16 protein-coding genes and 1 tRNA gene are annotated in these 19,517 nt (G+C 63.4%); 7 read left to right on the plus strand and 10 right to left on the minus strand.

Annotated elements, in window-relative coordinates; genetic code table 11:
* Window positions 1-5: 5 nt before the first annotated feature.
* A complete protein-coding gene (gene htpX, locus HF955_RS07650) occupies window positions 6-902 on the minus strand; it encodes a zinc metalloprotease HtpX (RefSeq protein ID WP_027838075.1) in 897 nt (298 codons plus the stop codon).
* A gap of 90 nt (window positions 903-992) precedes the next feature.
* Between htpX and HF955_RS07655 the strand changes: the two genes are divergently transcribed.
* Window positions 993-1,208, plus strand: a complete 216-nt coding sequence (locus HF955_RS07655; protein WP_291078935.1) for a DUF1674 domain-containing protein — start codon at window positions 993-995, stop codon at window positions 1,206-1,208.
* 12 nt (window positions 1,209-1,220) lie between these two features.
* Here the strand turns inward: HF955_RS07655 and HF955_RS07660 are convergent, their stop codons facing one another.
* Genes HF955_RS07660 through HF955_RS07670 form a run of 3 tightly spaced genes read right to left on the minus strand, consistent with a single transcriptional unit; the run spans window position 1,221 to window position 5,022 of the window.
* Window positions 1,221-2,405 (minus strand): acyl-CoA dehydrogenase family protein, encoded by a 1,185-nt coding sequence (locus HF955_RS07660; RefSeq protein ID WP_291078936.1) that lies wholly within the window; start codon window positions 2,403-2,405, stop codon window positions 1,221-1,223.
* A gap of 60 nt (window positions 2,406-2,465) precedes the next feature.
* The gene (locus tag HF955_RS07665; RefSeq protein ID WP_291078937.1) at window positions 2,466-3,140 is read right to left on the minus strand and encodes a phytanoyl-CoA dioxygenase family protein; all 675 of its coding nucleotides are present in this window, start codon (window positions 3,138-3,140) and stop codon (window positions 2,466-2,468) included.
* A 10-nt stretch (window positions 3,141-3,150) separates the two neighbouring features.
* Window positions 3,151-5,022, minus strand: a complete 1,872-nt coding sequence (locus tag HF955_RS07670) for a DUF885 family protein (protein WP_291078938.1) — start codon at window positions 5,020-5,022, stop codon at window positions 3,151-3,153.
* 104 nt (window positions 5,023-5,126) lie between these two features.
* On the opposite strand from HF955_RS07670, the gene hemC reads away from it, so the two are divergent.
* From hemC to HF955_RS07695, 5 genes are all read left to right on the plus strand, one after another.
* Window positions 5,127-6,110: a hydroxymethylbilane synthase gene (gene hemC / locus HF955_RS07675; protein ID WP_291078939.1), complete on the plus strand. Its 984-nt coding sequence runs from the start codon at window positions 5,127-5,129 to the stop codon at window positions 6,108-6,110.
* Window positions 6,104-6,832, plus strand: a complete 729-nt coding sequence (locus HF955_RS07680; RefSeq protein WP_291078940.1) for a uroporphyrinogen-III synthase — start codon at window positions 6,104-6,106, stop codon at window positions 6,830-6,832. The genes hemC and HF955_RS07680 overlap by 7 nt, the downstream gene beginning before the upstream one ends.
* A gap of 59 nt (window positions 6,833-6,891) precedes the next feature.
* Window positions 6,892-8,112: a hypothetical protein gene (locus HF955_RS07685; protein ID WP_291078941.1), complete on the plus strand. Its 1,221-nt coding sequence runs from the start codon at window positions 6,892-6,894 to the stop codon at window positions 8,110-8,112.
* A 6-nt stretch (window positions 8,113-8,118) separates the two neighbouring features.
* Window positions 8,119-9,555: a heme biosynthesis HemY N-terminal domain-containing protein gene (locus HF955_RS07690; RefSeq protein ID WP_291078943.1), complete on the plus strand. Its 1,437-nt coding sequence runs from the start codon at window positions 8,119-8,121 to the stop codon at window positions 9,553-9,555.
* A 94-nt stretch (window positions 9,556-9,649) separates the two neighbouring features.
* Window positions 9,650-9,725 (plus strand) — tRNA-Thr (locus HF955_RS07695).
* A 26-nt stretch (window positions 9,726-9,751) separates the two neighbouring features.
* Here HF955_RS07695 and HF955_RS07700 read toward each other — a convergent pair.
* The 5 genes from HF955_RS07700 to HF955_RS07720 all read right to left on the minus strand — a co-directional run bounded on the left by HF955_RS07700 (window position 9,752) and on the right by HF955_RS07720 (window position 17,183).
* Complete coding sequence (locus HF955_RS07700; RefSeq protein WP_291078944.1) at window positions 9,752-11,221, minus strand: UdgX family uracil-DNA binding protein; 1,470 nt, start codon at window positions 11,219-11,221, stop codon at window positions 9,752-9,754.
* Entirely contained in the window at window positions 11,218-12,468 is a 1,251-nt protein-coding gene (locus HF955_RS07705) for a putative DNA modification/repair radical SAM protein (RefSeq protein WP_291078945.1), read from the minus strand. Before HF955_RS07705 ends, HF955_RS07700 begins: the two co-directional genes overlap by 4 nt.
* Window positions 12,469-12,620: 152 nt before the next feature.
* Window positions 12,621-13,160 carry a porin family protein gene (locus HF955_RS07710; protein WP_291078946.1) on the minus strand — a complete coding sequence of 180 codons (540 nt, stop codon included), beginning with the start codon at window positions 13,158-13,160 and terminating at the stop codon, window positions 12,621-12,623.
* A gap of 139 nt (window positions 13,161-13,299) precedes the next feature.
* The gene (locus HF955_RS07715) at window positions 13,300-15,690 is read right to left on the minus strand and encodes an EAL domain-containing protein (RefSeq protein WP_291078948.1); all 2,391 of its coding nucleotides are present in this window, start codon (window positions 15,688-15,690) and stop codon (window positions 13,300-13,302) included.
* Window positions 15,691-15,713: 23 nt separating this feature from the next.
* A complete protein-coding gene (locus HF955_RS07720) occupies window positions 15,714-17,183 on the minus strand; it encodes a FecR family protein (protein ID WP_291078950.1) in 1,470 nt (489 codons plus the stop codon).
* A 206-nt stretch (window positions 17,184-17,389) separates the two neighbouring features.
* Between HF955_RS07720 and HF955_RS07725 the strand changes: the two genes are divergently transcribed.
* On the plus strand, window positions 17,390-18,955 hold the full coding sequence (locus HF955_RS07725) for a ShlB/FhaC/HecB family hemolysin secretion/activation protein (protein WP_291078952.1): 1,566 nt from the start codon (window positions 17,390-17,392) through the stop codon (window positions 18,953-18,955).
* A gap of 12 nt (window positions 18,956-18,967) precedes the next feature.
* On the opposite strand, the gene thpR is transcribed toward HF955_RS07725, so the two are convergent.
* A complete protein-coding gene (gene thpR, locus HF955_RS07730) occupies window positions 18,968-19,501 on the minus strand; it encodes an RNA 2',3'-cyclic phosphodiesterase (protein WP_291078954.1) in 534 nt (177 codons plus the stop codon).
* Window positions 19,502-19,517 lie beyond the last annotated feature (16 nt).

Consider the following 19,517-nt stretch of genomic DNA (forward strand, 5'->3'; position numbering starts at 1 on the left):
TTCCCTCAGCCCCACGGGCCGGCTTGCCGGCGCGGGGCTTCGGCGGCTTCGGAAGAAACGCCCATTTCTGCAGCCATGCGGCGCAGGGCCTCGATCCGGTTGGCAGTGGCCGGATGGGTGGAGAACAGATTGTCGGCGCCGCGTCCGTTCAGGGGGTTGGCAATGTACATGTGTGCCATGGCCGGATTGCGTTCGGCGGCCATGTTGACCGAGGCGCGGGCGCCCCGTTCGATCTTCTGCAGCGCGGACGCCAGCCAGAGCGGGTTGCCGCAGATTTCGGCGCCGCGCTTGTCGGCCTCGTATTCGCGTGACCGGCTGATCGCCATCTGGACGAGGGCGGCGGCCATGGGGGCGAAGATCATGATCGCCAGCGATCCCAGCAGGCCGGACCGTTCCCGGCCGAAGAACATGGCGAAATTGGCCAGCATGCCAATGGCGCCGGCAATCGTGGCCGTGACGGTCATGGTCAGCGTGTCGCGATTCTGGACGTGCGCCAGTTCATGCGCCATGACGCCGGCGACTTCCTCGCGGGTGAGGGAGCCCAGCAGGCCGGACGTGGCCGCGACGGCGGCATTTTCGGGGTTCCGGCCGGTGGCAAATGCATTCGGCTGCGGTGTCTCGATCACATAGACACGCGGGGCCGGCAGACCGGCACGTTCGGCCATGCGCGCTACATCATTGGCAAAGGTCCGCAGCATGGGGGAAGACGTCTCCGGCGTCACCTCCTTGGCGCCTTGCATGCGCAGCACGATCTTGTCGGCATTCCACCAGGAGAACACATTCATCACGGCGGCCACGGCGAAGGCAATCACCATGCCCGGAACGCCCCCGACAAGATACCCGACCGCCATGAACAGCGCGGTCAGCGCAGCCAGCAACATGAAGGTTTTTGCGGTACCCATGGGTGACACGTCTCCGGTGGTTTCAGTCTGGGGGATGTTTAAAGTCCCACACAACCTATATGGGGATTGTTAACGAATTGGGGAGTGCAAATGCACACACCGGACTTTCCTGATGCGGCTGAAATCGAGCGCCGCAAGTCGCTGCCCGAAGCCGCGCGCCGGGCCCTGGAAGAGGCCGATGCCCGCAAGGCGAAAGAAGCCGCCGATGCGGCCGCCCTGCCCGAAGACGAACGGGGTGGCCCCCGCAAGATCGAGCCGACCCGGTATGGCGACTGGGAGCGCAAGGGCATCGCCTACGACTTTTGACGGTGTGGACCGTTAAAGCCCAAGCACCTTCTTGGCGATGATGTTACGCTGGATCTCGTTCGTACCGCCATAGATCGATTGTGCCCGCCCGCCGAAATAGGTCGCCACATCCGGCGCGGCATAGGCGGGCAGGCTGTCTGGCAATTCCCCCGACTTGCCGAAGGGCTGCCCGAAATGGCCGGCCGCCTCCAGCATCAATTCCGTGATCTGCTGGTGGGTTGTGGTGGCCAGGATCTTGACGGTCGAGGCCGCATCGCCCGGTGATCCGCCTGCGGAGAGCGCCGAGAGAATGCGGAAAACGGTCATCTCCAGCCCGTCGACCGCCATCTCGGCCTCGGTCAGCTTGCGGGCAAATCCCGCATCATCGATCAGGCGGTGATTGCCGCTTTCGGGCAGGGCGCGGGCGATATCGCGCACATGGCGCAGCATGGCGCGCTTGCCGCCGATCCGGGCATAGGAGGTGCGCTCGAAACCGAGCAGGTATTGCGAATAGGTCCAGCCCTTGCCCTCTTCACCGATGCGGTGGTCTTCCGGCACAGTGACATCATCAAAGAAAACCTCGTTCAGCACATGCTTGCCGTCGATCGTGATGATCGGCTTGACGGTCACGCCCGGCGCATCAATCGGGCAGCAGATGAAGGTGATACCCTCCTGCTTCTTGCCGGCATCCGAGGTGCGCGTGAGCAGGAAAATCCAGTCGGCATGCTGGGCGGCGGACGTCCAGATCTTGTGGCCATTCAGCGTGTAGGCGCCATTCTCCAGTACGGCGCTGAACTGGAGTGAGGCAAGGTCTGAGCCCGAACCCGGCTCGGAATACCCCTGCGCCCAGCCAACCGAGCCGTCGCGGATGCCGGGCAGCCATTTTTCCTTCTGTGCGTCCGATCCGAACGTGTAGATAACAGGGCCAACATAGACGACGCCCATTGGCGTGACGGTTGGCACGCCGGCGCGTTCCAGTTCCTCGTCAAAGACGTATTGTTCCTCGACCGACCAGCCGGGGCCGCCATACTCTTCCGGCCAGGCCGAGGCGAGCCAGCCCTTTGCGCCGAGCGCCATTTCCGACTTGCGGACTTCCGCCGTAGTCAGCGCCTCGCCCGCCTTGTTCTTCGCGAGGATGTCTTTTGGAAAGTCCGTCTCGAAAAAGGCGCGGACTTTACTGCGGAAGGCTTCCGTTTCGGGGCTGAAATCGAGGTTCATGATGGAGAGCCTAGCCCTCCGGTAGAAGGAGACAAGTGGTGACGGCGGGGGAAGGGCCTGTCAGGCCACATCTAGCGCCCATCGCAGGGGTGCGTTGAGGGCGCTCCGGTCTGCATAGTCGACCCGTACAGCACGCCTTTGCATTGCCGACCTTGAAGATGATGACCGATGTAGGGTGAGTGCCTTCACCACCAGTAGGTCTCCGGACTGGGCTGGGCAGGATTCGATAGGGCAAGATTCCGCAAATGCAGCGGCTTCGCCTGCCGGCACCCGGCCTGCCTTGTATGATCCGAGCGCCAGCTGGAGACAACCATTGGTCTCGTCGGCGGCATCAATATGCAACCGGACAAAGATCATCCTCTCAAGTATGGAGACCGGCGGCTCGACGTGCCAATAGCCGTCCTTCGGCAGCCAGGCCTTGTGGTCTGGCAGTTCATGGTGTGCGGATACGGCGATCACGCGGTCCTGGTGCCACGGCACAGACCAGTTGAACGCATCGGTCTTGTTGAAAACGGCGAGCCGCACCGGAACCGGATCAAGACCAAGTGATCCGGCAATGCCTGAAACGGGATTCGGCCCCAGGAAGTATTCTGAGACCGGGGAGTCAAAGGCCGGACGGTCTCCCGCCCGGCCCTTGGTCTGGAATCCATTCGCGAGTTTTATGAGGTCGCCCGGCGGGATCGCATTGCGGATCCACGCCCGGCCTGTGTCCTCGAAATCGCGGCGGTCGATCATGCCGCTTGGATCAAGACGCCTTCACATCCGCGATCCACTGGTCGACGCGGCGTTCGAGGATTTCCAGTGGCATGGCACCGCCACCCAGAACCGTGTCGTGGAAGCCCCTGATGTCAAACTTGTCGCCCAGTTCGTCTTCTGCCTTCTTGCGCAACTGCTGGATCTTCATCATGCCGATCTTGTAGCTGGTCGCCTGTCCCGGCATCACGATGTAGCGCTGGATCTCCGAACGGGCCTGCGCCTCGGTGATCGCGGTATTGTTCAGGAAGTACTGAACCGCTTCTTCCTCGGTCCAGCCCTTGGAGTGAAGCCCGGTGTCCACGACAAGCCGGATGGCGCGCCAGATTTCGGAGCCAAGACGGCCGAAATTGGAGTAGGGATCAGAATAGGTATCCGGGAATTCCGTGGCCAGCCATTCGGAATACAGGGCCCAGCCTTCGATATAAGCGGTGAAACCGGCCTGCGTGCGGAATTGCGGCACGCCTTCCAGTTCCTGCGCGATCGAAATCTGCATGTGGTGGCCCGGAATGCCTTCATGATAGGCAATCACTTCCAGTTCCCGCTTCGGCATGGCCGTCATGTCGGAGAGGTGGGCATAATAGGTGCCGGGGCGCGAGCCGTCCGGCGTGCCCGGATAATAGTGCTGGGCTGCGCCATCCTGCTCACGGAACGGCTCAACGCGCTTCACGACCAGATCGGCTTTCGGCAGGATGCCGAAGAATTCCGGCAGGTTTGCCTTGATGTTTTCGATGTCGCGGGTTGCGTCGTCAATATAGGCCTGACGTCCCTCATCCGTATTCGGATAGTAGAAACGTTCATCATCCTTGGAATCGCGCAGCATCGTGAAGAATTCCTGCAGCGTGCCTTCGAAGCCCACCTGCTGTTTGATGGCTTCCATTTCCTCATGGATGCGCGCCACTTCCGCCAGACCGATCTCATGGATCTCGTCGGCGGTCAGGTCCGTTGTCGTCTGGGTGGCCAGCAGGTGATTGTAATAGGCCTTGCCGTTTGGTTGCGTGTCGGCGCCGACCGGCTTGTCGGAGTCCGGAGAGTTCGCCATGTCTTCTTCGGCAAAAGCGATGATCGCCTCATAAGCGGGCTGGAAATTGTCGACCAGCGCGATGCGGGCCTGCTCCAGTTTCGCGTCGGCTTCTTCCTCGGTCAGGTCGCCGGACTCTGTCAGCTTGGCGATTTCAGACTTCACATCCGCGAACAGGGCGCTGTCATCGCCTTCGGTGAACGGCGCGCCAGTGATGACTTTCTGCGCCTGGTCGATCACGCCTTCATAGGCAAATTTCGGAGCATGTACGCCGCGTGAGGCGGATTCACTGGCAATCATGATGGCTTCGTTCATCGCCCGGCCGCTTTCGCTGATCCGGTTGATCAGGGCGTCCAGATCGTCGACCGATTCCACGGAATGGAAATTGATCAGGAAAGTCGGAATGAAGCCCTGTGGGCCGTTCATCTGGTCAAAGATGTAGCCATTGTAGAGGTATTCGTCGCCAGCGACTTCCTGTTCGGTCTGATACTTCCAGATGTCGTAGGAAATCTGGTCAGAGGGCGAGAGGGCGTCATAGTCGAATTCCCGCTCCATCTCTTCCGTGGCTGCAACGCGCCAGGCCAGCTGTTCCTTGTAGCAGTCGATGGTGAAACAATCGATCTGGTCGTTCTTGTCCTTGCGGCCCAGGAAGGTCAGGCCGATCGGGCTGAACTGCAGCTCTTCTTCATACTTCTCGTCGAACCAGGCGTTCAGGCGTTCGCCATTGGCGGCCATTTCCTCGGCCGTGACGGCGGGTGCGGCTGGATCGGTCGCGGGGGTGGACGGGCCGCACGCACTCAGCGCGAGGGCGAGGGCAATCGCGGTGGCGGTTTGCTTGATCATGGGGAACTCCGGAAGAATTTTCTCGAATAACGATAAGACGTGGTATGCCTTTCCGCGGCGCTGTGTCAATTGGCAAGTGCCTCTGCGGGCGTTAGGGGAGGGGAATGACTGATCCGCGCATCTCTCCCGACGATACGTCCCGCCGCGACCAGCGCGTCCTGCGCATTGGCACGCGTGGCTCTCCGCTGGCCCTGGTCCAGGCTCGGCAGGTGGCTGCTTCGCTCGAGATACATTCCGGAGGCGCCTGGCGTGGCGAGATCGTCACCTTCACAACCTCCGGGGACCAGTTGACGACCGAGCGGCTGATCGATGCCGGCGGGAAGGGCCTGTTCACGCGCGAACTGGATGCCGCCCTTGGCCGGGGCGAAGTGGAAGTTACCGTGCACAGCCTGAAGGATGTGCCGTCGGTCCTGCCGGACGGTCAGCGTTTCGTTGCCTTCCCCGAGCGCGAGGACCCGCGTGAAGGGTTTCTGTCACCGCATGCGACCCGGCTGGACGAATTGAAACAGGGTGCACGTCTGGGAACAGCTTCGCTACGCCGCGAAGCGCAGACCCTTGCCCTGCGGCCGGATCTCGAAATCGTCACCTTCCGCGGCAATGTCGCCACCCGGATGCGCAAGCTGGAAGAGGGGCTGGCGGACGCGACATATCTCGCCATGGCAGGGCTGACCCGGCTCGGCATGGCCCATCTGGCCCATCCCATTCCGCTGGAAGACATGCTGCCTGCAGCCGGGCAGGGCATTGTGTGCGTCGTAGCGCGCGACGATCTGCCGGACGACGCCATGCAGGCATTTGTTCGGATGAATCATGCCCCCACAGAGACCGCTGCCCATATCGAACGCGCCTTCCTGGCGGCGCTGGATGGCAGTTGCCGCACGCCGATTGCCGCCCACACATTCGACCGGGACGGCGAATGGTTCGTTCGCGGGGAAGTGCTGGCCCTGGACGGGCAGCAGGTCTGGGCAGCCGAAGGCGCTTGCGCCAAGTCGGCACCGCAGGACGCCCTTGCCGGGCTGGGGGCAGGGCTTGCCGACGAGATCCGGGAAGCGGCCGGCGGCAAGCTCCCCGCCTTCGGCGGCGAATGGTAGCGCCCCCGATCATCGTGACGCGCGCAGAGCCCGGCGCGTCCGACACCAGGGCCCGACTCAAGGAACTGGGCCTGACCGCCATCGCGGCGCCCATGCTGCACCTGAAAGCACTGGATGTGCCGCCGCCGGACCTGACCGGCATCCACAATCTGGTCTTTACCAGTGCAAACGGGGTCCATCACTTTGTGGCGGCAAATGGCGGCATCACCGAACAGGTGGCAGACCTGACAGTCTGGTGCGTCGGGCCGGCCACGACCGAGGCGGCGCACGAAGCGGGATTCCAGCGGATCGTAGCGGGCGACGGCAATGCAGATGATCTCGCCGCACAGATCCTGTCTGCGCCCGAAACCGCTGGCGGGTTCCTGCATGTCGCCAATTCCGCCGCCGCCGGCAATCTGGTGCGCACACTGCAGGCTGCCGGACGCGATGCACGTTTTCTGGCGCTGTATGAAACCGTACCGGCGACCGCGCTTCCGGACGCCGCACGGGCGGCGCTGCGATCCGACCAGACTGCGTGGGTCCTCATCCATTCGGCCAAGGCGGCGCAGGCGTTCGCGGCGCTGACAGGCGATTTGTCGCCGGGCATGTATGGCATTGTTGCGATGTCCGGCGCAGCCGCAGCTCCGCTGGACGGACGCGGCGCGCTCGGTGTCGTCATTGCCGAACGCCCGAATGAAGACGCCCTGATGGCGGCTGTGCGTGAGGCCTGCAAAGGGCTTTGATCGCTGCTGGACTCTATGCAAATGTGGACAAAACTCGCTCCTGAAGGGAAGTGCGATTGATGACCGACGATTCCGCGCCGGAAGACGATGTGATCGGCTCCACTGAGCCGATTGACGCGGATTTCGAGCCAGCCCCTGAAGACAGTTCCGGTACAGGACGCCGCGCATCTGGCGGGCCCGGCTGGCTGGGCGCGCTTGTCCTGTCCCTGTTTGCAGCAGGTTTGGGCGGCATTCTCGGCATGGCTGGCACGCGGTTCATTGCCGACACGTCCACCAACCCCGGCGCGGTTGGCGCGCGGATCGATGCGCTGCAGGCAGAGCAGGAAGACATCTCGATACGGCTGGCCCGCGCCCTGCGCGAACAGGGCGGGCTCGATGCCGGCCTGGATACGCTTGCAGAGCAGGTCGAGGCCCTGTCGGCGCGTGAGCCATCCGGTTCCGGTGCGGACCCATCGGTTGTGGAGGACCTGCGCCGCCGCATCGCCGCCCTGGAATCCATCGACCCCTCCGGCGAAGTGAGCCCGGAAGACCTTTCCCGCGCGGTCGCCAGCCTGGAATCGCGGCTGGACCGCCTGGCAGGGTCGGTTGAGGCCTTGCAGGAGGCGCCGGAAGGCGTCGCGGTCGAACGCGTCATCGAGATCGAGACCCGCCTGGCTGAACTGCGCGATGATCTCAGCCAGGCAAAACTGTCCAGCAGCCGCGACGCCGAAAAGCTGGCCGGACTGATCGAGGGCATGCGTCAGGATGAGGCCGATGCCCGCGGCGCTGCCGCGGCCGCGTCGCAAACGGCGGACCTTGCCCGGGCCGTGTCCGCGATCGAGGCCGCTTCGCGCCGTGGCGGCGGATTTGCGCCGGAACTGCGCACGCTGCGCACCTTGATGCCGAATGACCCTTCCGTGCGCCAGCTCGGCCCCATCGCAGAAACCGGCGCGCCGGGCATGGCCGAACTTCAGGCCGCCTTTGCAACGGCCCGGGCCGAGGCCCGGACCGTACTCGATGCCCGGCCTGCCAACGGGCTCGGCTGGCTGAACCGCACCTTCGGGGACGCTGTCAGCGTGCGGCGGGCCGATGGTCAGGATGATGATCCGTCAGCCCTTCTGGACCGGGCCGGAGAGGCCATGGATGCCGGCAATCTGGGTCTGGCCCTGGAATTGACCGGCCAGCTTGACGGCGCGCCTGCGGACGCCATGTCCGGCTGGACCGAACTGGCAAACCGTCGCATCACATTGGAGGCGGCGCTGGAAGCCCTGCATGGCCGCCTTCTGGAAGGGAACCCGTAACCGCCCATGAACCGGATTGTCCTGTTTGTCCTCATCCTGTTGCTGTTCGTCGTGGCAGCGACCTTTGCCTGGTGGGCGCTGACCCTGCCGGGCGCGGTCACGATCCCCTGGGGCGAACAGGAAATTTCGATCCAGTCCGGCCTTGCCGCCTTCCTGATGCTGGTCCTTGGCGGCGTGATCGCCTTCTGCTGGTGGATCGTCAGCGGCCTGTTCATCCTGCCCGGCAAGATCGGAAAGTCCCGCCAGGTATCGCGCACGCGCAAGGCCAATTCCGCCCTGACCGAAGGCCTTCTGGCAGCTGAAGCCGGGGACGCCTCCACCGCGCTGAAACTGGCCCGCAAGGCTGCCAAACATGCCGAGGATGAGCGGCTGCAATTGCTGCTCGAGGCGCGGGCTGCCGAAGCGGCCGATGACTGGGCCGGCGCCGAGCGGGCCTGGGGCCAGCTGACCCGCCTGCCGGGTGGCCAGCTGGCCGGCCTGCGCGGCTCGGCCACTGCGGCCGCCGAACGCGGTGACCAGCAGACCGCCGAAGCGCGCGCCCGCGAGGCGCTGGGCGTCAAATCTGCTGCCGATTGGCCGTTCAACTCGCTGTTCGACCTCCAGGTTTCGCGCGGGGAATGGATGAAGGCGCTGGAAACCCTGTCCATTGGCGAAAAGCGCGGCCTGATTTCGGGCGACAGCCTGCGCCGCCGCCGCGCCGTGCTGCACACGGCCCGCGCCGCCGGCCTGCCGCATGACCGGCGGCTGGAGGCGCAGAAGGAACTCGCCGAAGCCCTGCGCGCCGCCCCGGCTTTTCCACCGGCGGCCTGGCATGGCGCCCGCCAGCTGATGACGGACGGCAAGGCGAAATCCGCCCAGACCGTGCTGGAGACTGGCTGGAAGGCGCGCCCGCATCCGGCGCTGGCCCAGCTGTCGCGCCGTCTGGTGCCACAGGATGCGCCGGAGAACATCGCCGCACGCCTCAGGGCGCTGATCCAGGCCAATCCGACCCATCGGGAAAGCCGCATCCTTGAGGCTGAACTGGCGATGGACGCGGCCGACTGGACCGGCGCGATCAAGACGCTGGCCCTGCTGGTCGAGGAGAACCCGACCGCCCGGCTCTGCCTGCTCATGGAGCGCGCCCTGAAGGGCTATGGCGACACGTCCGAAGCCGATCGCTGGGGCCGGATGGCCGTTTCGGCCTCGCGCGAGCCGGACTGGTCGGATCTGGATCCTAAGGGTATGGCGTTCGATTTCTCGCAGCGTGACTGGAGCCGGCTTGTCTATGCCTTCGGTGATGTCGGGGATCTGGTGCATCCGCGCTATGAATCCTTCGGGCGCGAACTGGAGGCCGGCCGTGTGGTGGCCCTGCCGGCGCCGGGCGAGGAGGATGACCTCGACACCCCAAAGGCCCCCGATGCGCGCCGTACCCCGCCGCTCGACTATGTGGCGGACGAGGACTAGGACAGCCAACTGCGCCGCACGCCGCCGACAGCTACAAAAGCGGCTTGCGAAACCCCGCCTCTGCCGGTATGAGGCGGGGCTCATAAATGGATAAGCCGCTATAGCTCAGCTGGTAGAGCATCGCATTCGTAATGCGAGGGTCAGGTGTTCAAGTCACCTTAGCGGCACCATTTTCTTCCCGGTTTGTATGACGTTGTCAGGCGGTGGTCCGAATTCCGGTCCCGTCCAGAAAGTCGCGGGCGGTCGACAGGTCCTGTGCGAAACGGTGGCGTTCGGTCCGGGCGCGGGCGGCGTCCGGCAGGCGGAGCAGATAGGCAGGATGGATGGTGACGAGCACGGATGATGCGCCGGGAAGGGGCAGGATCCTGCCGCGCACCTCCGACATTTTCACCGAACGGCCCAGAACGCCGCGCGCCGCGCTTGCTCCCAGTGCGATGATCAGGTCCGGCCGGACCTGCTGGCGCTCCAGGTCGAGCCACCAGCGACAGGCATCGATCTCGCCCGCATTCGGCCGCTGGTGCATGCGCCGCTTGCCGCGCGGCGTGAACTTGAAATGCTTCACCGCATTCGTGACATAGGCTGCACTCCGGTCCAGTCCGGCCTGTTCCAGCATCGTGTCGAGCAATTGCCCCGCGGGGCCCGTGAAGGGCCGCCCCGCAATGTCCTCCTGATCGCCGGGCTGCTCCCCGACAATCATCCATCGCGCAGTGTCAGGCCCTTCGCCGGGCACGGCCTGCGACGCATCCTGATAGAGCGGACACCGCGTGCAGGCCGAGACGGCCGTGTGCAGATCGGAGAGCGTCTCCAGCGCCGGGGCAGGGGCCGTACGGGCCGCGCGCTGCCGGGCCAGATGAGTGGCCAGTGGATTTGGCGCCTGCAGAGGCTGGGCCTGCAGGGTCCGGGCGCGCGCCGGCGCGGTCGCGATCAGTTCCGGGATCAGTTCGGCTTCCGGCAGATTCTTCCAGTATTTGCGCGGCATTTCCGATGTCATCGCAGAGACTTTCAAACGGGCCGGATTGAAGATGGAGCGGAAATAGGCGCGCCATTGGTCCTCCACCGCATCTTCGGCAGGCACATCGGAGCGCTGGCCGCCTTCGCTGAAGCGCAGCGTCTCTCCGTCCCACAGGGCCGTCCGGTGCGGGGTCACAATGATCCAGTCCATGTTCGGGAAACGGCGCTGGAAAAAGGGCGCGCTGAGACCAAGCGTGCGATGCGTTGGCTCGAACCAGGCGGCAAAAGCTTCCCGGCCGTCCGGGCCGGTCCCCGTCGCCCGGAATCGCACGAAGGCATGCGTCTTGTGCACATCGCGCCGGATCGCCTTGTCGCAGGACATCAGCCAGCCAATGTCGTCATCCGTGACTTGGTCCAGATGAAGCGTGCGGGCCTGCAAACGGAACAGGATGCGGTAGAGCCGCGCGAACCGTTCCGGGTCCGTATGGCAGATGACGCGGCGGGCAAGGTCAATGAACCGTTTCGGCACCCGCGCGGCAGGGGCGGGCCGGGCGTGGGCGGATGGCTGGAAAGGCACCGCGGCCAGCAGGTCTCCGGGCGCTCCCCGCAGGCGCCAGTCGACCGTGTCCGGAGTGATCTCTTCGGCCAGCAGTGCCCGGGCGGTCCGCCGCCAGCCCTCGAAATCCGTCTCGGCGTCCAGTGTGGCGGCGATCATGCGAACAGGTCCATCTGTTGGGGCGGCGCCAGGAATCTCTGTTTCAGATCGATGGCGTCGGTGAGGTGTCCGGGTGACCAGCCCGACGCCGTGACAAAGGGTCTGATCTTTTTCAGGCTGCGAACAATCCGGGCCAGATCATCCAGCGTCAGGCGCGTATGGCGCCGGGCTGCGATGATGCGTTTGGCAGCGGTCGGGCCAAGGCCCGGAATGCGCAACAATTCCCGATAGCTGGCGCGATTGATATCCATCGGGAACAGACCGCGATTCCGCAGGGCCCAGGACAGTTTCGGATCCACATCGAGGTCCAGCATGCCGTTTTCCGCCACCGAGGTGATCTCGTCTGTGGAGAAGCCGTAGAACCGGAACATCCAGTCAGCCTGGTAGAGCCGGTGTTCCCGAATCAGTGGCGGACGGATCGGAGGCAGATCCGCGCTGGCTTCGGGCACCGGGCTGTAGGCGGAATAGTACACGCGTTTCAGGCCGTATCCGGCATAGAGTCGGGCCGAAGAGTGCAGGATATCCGCGTCGCTGGACGTGTCTGCTCCGACGATCATCTGCGTCGACTGGCCCCCCGGCGCGAAGGCAGGGGGCTTGGCGCGCTTCAGGATCCGGCTGGATCTTGCGTCCGTCACATTGTCGATCTCGTGGCGGATGTCCGCCATGGCCTTGCGAATGGTCTGGCCGTTTTTTTCAGGGGCATAATGGGTCAGTCCCTGTTCTGAGGGCAGTTCCACATTCACAGACAGCCGGTCGGCATGCTGCCCGGCCAGCCGGATCAGTTCCGGATCGGCCTCGGCAATCGTCTTCAAATGGATATAGCCGCGAAAGCCGTGATCCTCCCGCAGGCTTCGAGCGACCTCCAGCAATTGCTCCATCGTATAGTTCGGGGATCGGATGATGCCCGAAGACAGGAACAGGCCCTCGATATAGTTCCGCTTGTAGAAATCGAGCGTCAGCGAGACGATCTCCGAAACCGAAAACCGCTCGCGCTGCACATTGGATGATGACCGGTTGATGCAGTAGCGGCAATCGAAGATGCAGAAATTCGTCAGCAGGATCTTCAACAGCGAAATGCAGCGTCCATCCGGGGCATAGGAATGGCAGATGCCCATGCCTTCGGTTGAGCCGATTCCCGGTGTGCCGAGCGCATTGCGCCGCGCCGATCCAGAGGAGGCGCAGGACGCATCATATTTGGCTGCGTCGGCCAGGATTTCGAGTTTCTGGAGAATGGTTCGTTTCGACATGGACGGCTCCCTGCATCAGAACATATCAGGAACAACTCATTCGTCACTAACATGGGTCAGTTGGTCGCGCCGGGATGGCGAACGTTGCTCCAGAACGAAAAAAACCCCGGACCAGAGGGCCCGGGGTTTGAGGGAAATAGGCCGATTGGGGCCTAGAATTTGGCGCCGATGCCGATCATGAAGGCGTCGGCTTCGAGGTCTTCGATGTCATAGCGGGTATAGTCGCCGCGAATGAACATGCGGTCGGTGACGTCGACCATGCCGCCGAGGCCATAGCCTGCGCCGGTTTCGCTGTCGCTGTCGGTGCCGAAGCCCGTCACGGAGACTTCTGCTTCGGCCTGCACGATGCCGGCCCGGGCATAGACGCTGGCGCGATCGCCCAGCGGGGCCTGGAGACGGCCATAGGCACCGATGAGATAGTTCAGGCCAACCGATGCCGTGATGCCGGCCGCCGTCGCTTCCTCGTCCTGGACGCCCACAAGCACCTCGCCTTCAAGGCCGAGATAGGGCGTTGCATTGTAGCCGAAATGGCCGCCGATTGCGCCCAGATCGAGATCGACCGACCCGTCATCGGTGTCGGCATCGATTCCGATGAAGGAGTAACCGCCGTCCACATACCAGTCTTGAGCCACAGCCGCCGGAGCGGCCGCAACCATCAGGGATGCAAACAATGCTGGAACCAGTTTTTTCATTTTGTTCTCCTAGTTTGCGCTGATGCGCGGCGCGATTGCTCGTCCCGAATTGTGTTCGAATTGGGGAGTATCTCTGGCCAACCAAAGATGGAATCCGGGTGTGGCCCGGCGGCTACAAATGGTTAACGAAACCTGAGCTTCAGGTGCCCGCGCGGGCCAGCAGAGGCGCGGCCGCCGGCGGGGCAGGGGGGTGTGACCGGGCGCGCGAATGCTCGATCAGTTCGGCCAGCGTCATCGGGCGCCCGACCAGGTATCCCTGGATGACATCGCACCCCAATTCCTTCAACACGTCGAAGGTTTCGATATCCTCGATGCCTTCACACACCACCCGCATGTCCAGTGCATGGGCCAGGTCGAAGGTCGAGCGCAGGATCATCTGGTCCCGCTCGCTGTCGAGCACATCCTCGATCATGGTGCGGTCGAGCTTCAACTCATTGGCCGGGAACCGTTTGAGATAGGCTATTGAGGATTGCCCGGCGCCATAATCGTCAATCGACAGCTTGATGCCGGCATCGCGGAAGATGTGCGACGAACGGATCGCCAGCTCCGGCTGTTCCATGACGGCCGTTTCCGTGATCTCGATGGCAAATTCGGCATTGGCCCGAGTGATCATGTCTGCCACCTGGCGACAGAGACTGGTATCCAGCAGGGACCGGGCCGACATGTTCACTGCGATCGGCATGCCATGACCCATCCGGCGTAGATTCGCTTGGTCCCGGATGGCCTGTTCAATGGCCCACAGGGTCAGCGTGTCGATCGTGCCCGTGTCCTCGGCAACCGTGATGAACCGGTCGGGTGAAATGAAGCCGAAAGCGGGATGGTTCCAGCGCATCAGGGCTTCCACGCCAAGCACAACACCCGTCCGGGTGCAGAATTTTGGTTGGTAGACAAGGTGGAATTCACCCCGGTCAAGGCCGGCCGTGACCTCCGTCAGCAGGGCCAGCCTCAGCTGCGGATCCTCGAACTCGGTATCGCCCCATTGCACGATGTCCTGACGCGTCTGCCTTGAATGATCGAGGGACAGGGAGGCGCGTTTGAGCGCCTCGTCTCCATCTTTCGTGTCCGGGTCCAGAAGGGAGATGCCGGCCCGCAGGTCTATGTGAAGCGGCTGCCCCGCAATCACGATGGTCTGTGACAGGGCGGACCTGACCTTGGCGAGGCCGTCTTCGCGGCGGCTGCCGGAATCCATTTCCAGGAATGTGCCAAGCACCGATGCACCCAGATGAAAATGGGCGGGGCCCAGACCGGTTTCGTACAACCTCTCAGCGAGGGTCTGGATCAGTGAGTTCGCATTGGCATAGCCTACCGCGCCGCGAAGCTCACCAAATCGTTTGATACCGAATGTGATGACCATAAGCGTGCTGGACGGATTGCGTGACTGCACGGCATCCAGGGTCGACAGGAATGCGCGCCGGTTCGGCATGCGCGTTTCGGAATCATGCTCGGCCATATAGGTCAGATAGCTGGCTTCCTGTTCGATCAGGGCGCGCCGGTGACGGGCGAAGGCGTTCCAGATGCCAGCGCCGCTGGCCCAGGCAATCGCAAACAGCAGGCCGGAACTCGGAATGCTCAGTGGCAGGAATACCTGCACGATAAAGGGCACGACCAGTGTCAGCGAGGTCAGCAACAGCTGCAGCACGAACAGCGTCCGCAGTTTGAGAAACCGGGCGGCGGCATTCCCCGCCAGTAGAACCGCCATGCCCAGCAGGATCATGAGGGACGCCGGAGGGGAGGTCAGCGCACGGTTCTGGATAAGGCTTTCATATCCCTGCGCATGGGCGAACACGCCGGGCGTCGCCGGGCTGTGCGGCGTAGAGACGAGGTCGCCGAGTTCGAGGGCCGTAGCGCCAATCAGGATGCTGCGCCCTGCAACGAGGCTCGCGTCAAACCGGTTGTTCAGGACATCCTCGAAACTGATCGTGTCGATCTGGTCGGACGCGATGCTGTAGTCCAGGGTGAAGCTGCGCGTATCCCCCACTGCAACACCGGCCAGGACCCCGCCCAAGGACGGGTAATAGGTGTCCTTGTAGAAATAGCCGCGCCGATAGGTGCGCAGGCGGCCGTCCCGGGACAGTTCCACATTGACACTGGCGACTTCGGCAACGTCTGCCAGCTCGGCAAAGGGCGTGTTGGTCTGCCGGAAATCCTGTTGCAGGAAGGCGGGCAGAACAATCCAGCCGGCATTGTCCTCCACTGCCTGCAGCAGGGCCGCATCGCCGGAAGCATTCGAGCGCGCGCTGAAATCCACGTCCAGGGCGATCAGGCCCGCGCCGGCCACGTTCAGATTGTCGAGGACCGTTGCAAAACGTTCGCGGGGCCACGGCCATTCGCCGGCCTGGGCGATGCTCTCGGCATCGATCGTGACGATCGTGATCGTGTCACTGGGCGCCCGCGTCGCTGCCTGCATGCGCAGGGCCGACACGTAGTTGTCCACTGAAAGAGATGTTCCGGAAAAGGAGAATGCCAGCAAGGCCAGGCAGCCGAGCAGGCATCCTCGCAGTTTCCAGAGCAGGTCGTAGGCAGATGACACGTGTTCAGATCCGGACGCAGCGATCAGTCATCATCATCGTCGTCATCGTCATCATCATCGTCGCCATCGCCACCGAGGTTCAGGCCAATGCCAATGCCGAAGCCGCCGTCATTATCATCGTCATCGTCATCATCGTCGTCATCATCGTCCCCGTCGCCGCCGAGGTTCAGGCCGATACCGATGCCGAAGCCGTTCCCATTGTCGTCGTCATCATCGTCATCGTCGCCGCCACCGACACCGTTCCCGTTGCCATTGTCGTCACCTTGACCATTTCCGTTGCCAAGGCCGTTCCCATTGCCGTCACCGTTTCCGTTTCCGAGATCGTTTCCGTTTCCGTCATCGTCATCATCTTCGTCGTTTCCGCCGAGATCGTTTCCGTTTCCGTCATCGTCATCATCTTCGTCGTTTCCGCCGAGATCGTTTCCGTTCCCGTCATCGTCGTCCTCGTCGTTTCCGCCGAGATCGTTTCCGTTCCCGTCATCATCGTCCTCGTCGTTCCCGCCGAGATCGTTTCCGTTCCCGTCATCATCTTCGTCGTTTCCGCCGAGATCGTTTCCGTTCCCGTCATCATCGTCCTCGTCGTTTCCGCCGAGATCATTCCCGTTCCCGTCATCATCGTCCTCGTCGTTCCCGCCGAGATCATTTCCATTCCCGTCGGCATCGCCCGAATCGGTCCCGCCAAGATCGTTTCCATTGCCGTCGCCCTGGCCGCCCAGGCTGGGATTGCGGATGGCCAGCGCCACGTCGGTCGCTGCCGTGACGATCGCATCGCCTTCGCCATCATCCCCGAAATCGGCTTCCGGTCCGGCGCTGGCCGGGCGCGCTCCGCCATCCTCGTCCCGTCCTGAGCCGCTGAACGGCTTCAGCAGCTGGTCGGATGCCTCCGCATAGTCGATGGCCGGCACATCCGGCGTCTGCAGGGGCGTCGAAGCTTCTTTCGGCCCGCTCACATCGATCCGGTCCGGCGCATTGCGCGCCACCGAGGCGATCTCGCCCGGATTGACGTCCACCGCCCGGCCATCTGCCTGCGAGCGCACTTCCACCAGACCGTTCGACACATGCACGGAATCGGCATCCGGCCCGGCGGACACGGTGAACACCGTGCCTTTCACAACCGCGGCAATCAGCGCTGTGTCCACCCGGAAGTGTTTCGCCTTCCGCCGGTCAACCTCATAGGCAGCCGCGCCGGCATCCTGCCGGATCAGGGTCATCTCGCCGCTCGACGCCGACAGGGTCAGCCGGCTCTCCGGCGCGATGCCTATGCGCTGTGCGTCGCGCTCGAGGGTTGCTGTCCCATCCTTGCCGGTCGTGACCAGCGTGCCCGTGGGCAAGTCCATGCCCGGCCGCGCCTTGGCGATGGCCGAACCCGGCACCATCACCCGCACGACGCCATCACTCTCCACAAGGGTCCAGCTGCCGGAATCGGCAAGAGCGGGCAGGGCAAGCCCGGCGAGACACAAGCTCAGGAACGCTGCAACCAGAGATCGGAACATTTTCTATAAACCCCACACAAATCAGGGACTTACATACAATGTGCGATCTAAAGCGGACGTTAATTCAATGCGTCGGGATTTAAGCTAGCCTTCACGAATTCCGAATAGGAACGGGAACATCCAACCATCAGCGGAACACGACCTTGCGGGCTGTGCGTACAAAATCCCATCGCCAGAGCCTGATTGCAGCGGCATCAATGATAGCGGTGTCATCTGTAGTGATTGTTCCGGCTTACGCGTCGGCCGGGTCCCTGCGTGGACGCCTCAGCGCGCCGGAATTGACCGCGCCCGCCTGCCAGCTTGAGGAGGAGGGATGCTTCACGCTGCTTGGGGTGACAATTCTGGGGGCAGTAACAATTTCCCCCAAGGAACTGTCATTTTCCTACAGCGACCAATTGGCAAAGCCCGCCCGGATGCAGGAATTGGTGGCGATTGCCGAACGGATCACACAGGCCTATCGGGACCGCGGCTATTTCCTGTCGCAGGCGGTTGTGCTCGGAGACGTCACCGAATCCGGCATCGCGACCATCCGGGTGTTCGAAGGCCGGATCTCGGACGTTCAGGTCATCGGGGACCGGCCGGATCTTGCCGAACCCATCATGCAGGGCGTGGCGGACGCGCCGATTGCCGACCTGCCGGACATCGACCGGCGCCTGGCCCGCATCCGCGCCATTCGGGGCCTGTCCGTCAAGTCGCGGATCCGCCCCGACCCGGAAGATCCGGCGCGCCACGAGCTGGTCCTCACCACCCGTTTTGATCCGATCGAAGGCTATGCCGGTCTCAGCAATCGGGGATCGGACCGGTCCGGCCCGCTACAGGCCTATGCCGGCATTGCGTTCAACTCGGTCCTGACCGACCGTGACCAGATCAAGCTGAACCTGTTCACGACGCCGGCTGACCTTGATGAGTATACGCGCGTCAGCGCCATCTACCGCTATACATTTCTGGAAGGGGACACGCTGCTTCTGGGCGCATCTGCCTCGCAGGCCCGGGATGGCTACAATCCGGCCAGTTCGGAGATTGGCGGGGAGTCCCTCGGGGTCTGGCTGAAATATGAGCGTCCGCTTGTCCTGTCCCGCAAGCGCCGCCTGTATGCGAGCGCCGAGTTTGACGCAAAGCACAAGGAACACGAATGGACGTCCGGCGGCGGATACCGCGATGAATTGCGCGTAGCGCGCGTGGCCCTGCGCGGCCTTCAGTCCGATGATGGTGTAAAGACCTATGTCTTCGTCGAAGTGTCCTCCGGGCTCGACATTCTCGGAGCATCCGGCCCCTCCGTCGAGGCGCGGTCCCGCTACAATGCCGACGCCACATTCACCAAAGTCTATGCCCGGGCGTCGCATTATCGCGACATCGGCAAATATTTCGGCCTCTATGGCTGGGTGGCCGGTCAGGCGGCCGATGGTCCGCTCCTGTCGTCCGAGGAATTCTCGGTCGGCGGCCCGCTTGTTGGGCGCGGGTATGGCTATGGCGAGATTTCCGGCGATCACGGAATTGCCGGCCTTGTTGAGTTGCGCGCCGGCTTCGCGCCGGACCATGACCTGATCAATTTCGCGCAGGCCTATCTGTCCTATGATGCGGCCATGGTCTGGAATGATACGCCCTATGGTCAGCGCACGGCAGATCTGGAATCTGCCGCAATTGGCTTGCGGCTGAACGTGCTGGACCGCTTGTCGGCCGGGCTCGAATTCGCCAAGCCGCTGACGCTCACGCCCTATGACGAGGATGACAAGGACTGGCGCCAGTATTTCCAGGTCTCCGTGACCTATTAGAGGCTGCCGGTTTCAGGCCAGGACATAGTCGGCTTCGGCAACGTAGCGGCTGGGCCCCTTGCCCGTATGGCTGGAATAGAGGTGGAACCCCTCTGCCCAGAACGGACCGCTGCGATAGGCATGATGGCGTTCGACCCAGGCCCGGGCGGCGGCCAGCGGCGTGCCATGTAGATAGGCCAGCGTCACATGCGGCGTGAAAGGCCTCCGGTCCGGATCCAGTCCCAATTGCCGCGCCACGCGTTCGCACTGGGCCGACAGGGATCGCAGGGCGTCATTCTCGCGCACCCGGGCCCAGACTGCGCTGGGCTCACGTCGGCCAAACCACCCCATGCCTTCCAGCGAAATCTCGAACGGCGCGCAGGATATGCCGGCCAGCAATTCGTCCAGGTCACGGGCGCGCGCATGGGTGACGTCGCCGAAAAAGCGCAACGTGATGTGGAAATTCTCGGCCGGCCGCCAGCTGGCACCCGGCAGGTCGGTCTGCGTGTCGATCAGGCCGTCATGCAGGTCTTCCGGCACGGGCAGGGCAGCGAACAATCTGTACATGACATCTGTTGAACCG

This window comes from Hyphomonas sp. (assembly GCF_017792385.1).
Lineage (GTDB): Bacteria > Pseudomonadota > Alphaproteobacteria > Caulobacterales > Hyphomonadaceae > Hyphomonas.